Raw genomic sequence first — 2,658 nt, forward strand, 5'->3', positions numbered from 1 at the left:
CGATCCTGCTCCCCCGGCTCCAGAGCGTCACGGATTGCCGGTTCTGACACAGCTTCTTAGGCTCCGGTGGCGCCGAGCAGAGCCCGGCAGTTGTCCCACAGCGGGGTCAGCCGCCCGGTGCTGTTGTAGAGCTTGGCGAACATGACCTGGCCCTCCAGTTGTGCCAGCACCGCCCGCGCCGACTCCCGGGCGTCGGTCACGGTGACGTCGCCGCGCACCCGGGCCTCGTCGACGACCGCCTCGACCATGCCGGCCTGGGCGTCGAAGATCTCCTGGAGGCGTCCGCGAACCGCCTCGGTCCGGTTGCTCAGCTCCAGGCTGAGATTCCCGAACAGACAGCCGGCCACGGTGCCGCAACCCTGCTGACCGGCGCGCTGGCCGGCCTCCGTCTCCTCGAAAAGCCGCCGCAGCCGTTGCAGAGGCGGCGCGTCGCCGCTCAAGACCTGTGCCCAGTCCCGCTGTTGGACGGCCCAGTGCTCGTCGACGACGGTGAGCGCGAGGGCCTCCTTCGACTCGAAGAAGTAGTAGAAGCTGCCCTTCGGCACCCCGGCCGCCTTGCAGATCTCGGCGACACCCAGAGCCGCGTAGCCGCGCTCCTCGATGAGCGTGTGTGCGGCATCGAGGATCTTCTGTCTGGCGTCACTGGTTCGTCCCACGAGACGAGAGTACGCCGGTACTAGACCGGTCGGCTAGCGCGGCGGTGTGCCGGGCGGTTCACTCCGACGGCGCCGGGGCCCGCGATGCGCTCGGCACCGGCCCACACACCGATCCCCGTCGGCCGGGTGCGGGGGACTCCGGCGAAACACGTATCCTGAGTTCACACTTACGCCGCCCCGCCGCAGCCCGAGCAGAAGGCGCCCGGCGAGGGCGGCACGGGACGTGTCCGGCGACGGCGACGCGTACCACGGCACCAGCACACGTGTGTGAGCGCACGGTGGATGTCGCGGCCGGTGACCATCCCAGGTATGGAGGGAAAGAGAAACATGACGAGGTACGACGCGACGCGCCGGCCGTGGCCCGACCGTTCCCCTGTTGTACCGGCACCGTCCGTGCGGCGGCCCCGGAGCGGCGACAAGGCGGGCCGGCCCGTTCTCACTCTGGTGCCGGGCTCCGCGGCCGACCGGACCCCCGTCGCGCTGTCCGCCCTGACGCGGGCGCCGATGCCGGCCGATGTCCGCGGTGCGATCGTGACGCCCGCGCGTGGCAGGCTCATGGCGGTCTGGATGCCGCTGGGCGGACCGGGCCCGTTCCGCATACCGCCGGGCCGTGTCCTGCTGTCCTGGACGCCCACGGGCGAGGGGTGCACGGACGTCACGGCCCAGCTGGGCCGCGCGGAGGGCCGGACGCTGCTGGCGGTCTGGCCCGGTCTGCGCGGCGAGTGGTCCGGTGTCGTCCACCCCACCGTCGCGCAGGTGACCGAGTTGCACGCCGCGCTCCGTCTCGCCACTGAGGCCCAGGACCGGCCGGCCGAATGAGCTGACGGCCCGCCGACATGCGGACACCCGAACGGACCGGCCCCGGGGGAGGGGCCGGTCCGTTCGGATGTCGCGGGGTGTGAGGGGCTGCCGGTCAGGCTCTCAGCCCCGTCAGGCGCTGTGCGGGGGTCAGCGGGCGGTGGCGTGGGCGGCTCGCTCGATCACGTCGGTCACCAGGCGGGGGTGGGAGACGGCGACGGAGTGGGAGGCGGCGACCTCGGTGGTGTGGGCGTGGGCGCGCTTGGCCATGAAACGCTGCACGGCGGGCGGGATGTTCAGGTCCTCGGTGGTGATGATGTCCCAGCTGGGCTTGGTCTTCCAGGCCGCCGTGGTGGCCTTCTCCTCCAAAGCGGCCTGGGCGACGGGGCGTTGTGCGACGGCCATCAGGGCGGCCTGTTTCGCGGGCACGTCGGCGGCGAACTGGTGGCGGAACTTGTCCTGCTGGATGTAGAGGTCGGTGGCGGTGGTGCCGTCGGCCTGCGGGTAGGTGACCGGGTCGAGGGCGTCGGGGAGGGTGGAGCCCGGGTACTTGTTGGTCAGCTCGAGTGCGCTTTCGCCGGGGGCGGGCAGGAAGGCCGCGACGTAGACCAGGGCCTTGACGTCGGGGTCGTCGGTGGCGGCCTGGCTGATGACGTTGCCGCCGTAGGAGTGGCCGACGAGGATCTTCGGTCCCTCGATGTGGTCGAGGACCGTGCGCAGGGCGGCCGCGTCGGTGGCAGGGCCGCGCAGCGGGTTGGCGGCGGCGACGACCGGGTAGCCGTCGGCGTGCAACTTGGCGATGACCCCGTTCCAGCTGGAGCCGTCGGCGAACGCGCCGTGCTCCAGGACGACGGTCGGCTTGGCGTGCCGGCCGGCGTGGGCGGCCTCGGCGGGCCCGTCCGCGCCGTTGGCGGTGCCGCTGAGGGCGAACGCGCCGAGCGCGAGCCCTGCCGTGGCCACCGCGACAGCGACCGTGGTCGACCGCTTGCGGCCACCCTTGATGCTCACCATGAAAAATCCCTCTCAGACATATGGGTACAGGGGGCGGGCCGGACCGACCTGTCGGCTCGTCACCGCCCTGTCCGGTGATTAAGGTGTCACACTGCTCGTCACCCGTCAAGACGGTGACTGGTGGAAGTGGCCGATTCTCAGAGGTGGTCGGCGTCGATGACGGCTTGGGCGAAGGCGGTGGGTGCTTCCTGGG

Annotated in this window: 3 protein-coding genes; 1 reads left to right on the top strand and 2 read right to left on the bottom strand. The window is 71.6% G+C overall.

Annotated elements, in window-relative coordinates; all coding sequences use genetic code 11:
* Window positions 1–56: 56 nt before the first annotated feature.
* The gene (locus ABD366_RS41505; protein WP_324770696.1) at window positions 57–656 is read right to left on the bottom strand and encodes a TetR/AcrR family transcriptional regulator; all 600 of its coding nucleotides are present in this window, start codon (window positions 654–656) and stop codon (window positions 57–59) included.
* A gap of 327 nt (window positions 657–983) precedes the next feature.
* Here ABD366_RS41505 and ABD366_RS41510 point away from each other — a divergent pair, with 327 nt between their 5' ends.
* Entirely contained in the window at window positions 984–1,475 is a 492-nt protein-coding gene (locus ABD366_RS41510; RefSeq protein ID WP_324770698.1) for a hypothetical protein, read from the top strand.
* Window positions 1,476–1,604: 129 nt separating this feature from the next.
* Here the strand turns inward: ABD366_RS41510 and ABD366_RS41515 are convergent, their stop codons facing one another.
* Window positions 1,605–2,465: an alpha/beta fold hydrolase gene (locus ABD366_RS41515; RefSeq protein ID WP_324770699.1), complete on the bottom strand. Its 861-nt coding sequence runs from the start codon at window positions 2,463–2,465 to the stop codon at window positions 1,605–1,607.
* Between the last annotated feature and the right edge of the window lie 193 nt (window positions 2,466–2,658).

This window comes from Streptomyces kunmingensis, assembly GCF_039533535.1.
Classification (GTDB): Bacteria; Actinomycetota; Actinomycetes; order Streptomycetales; family Streptomycetaceae; genus Streptomyces; species Streptomyces kunmingensis.

Coding starts and splice junctions, on each gene's coding strand:
- ABD366_RS41515 (WP_324770699.1), bottom strand. CDS start 2,465: ATGGTGAGCATCAAGGGTGGCCGCAAGCGGTCGACCACGGTCGCTGTC.
- ABD366_RS41510 (WP_324770698.1), top strand. CDS start 984: ATGACGAGGTACGACGCGACGCGCCGGCCGTGGCCCGACCGTTCCCCT.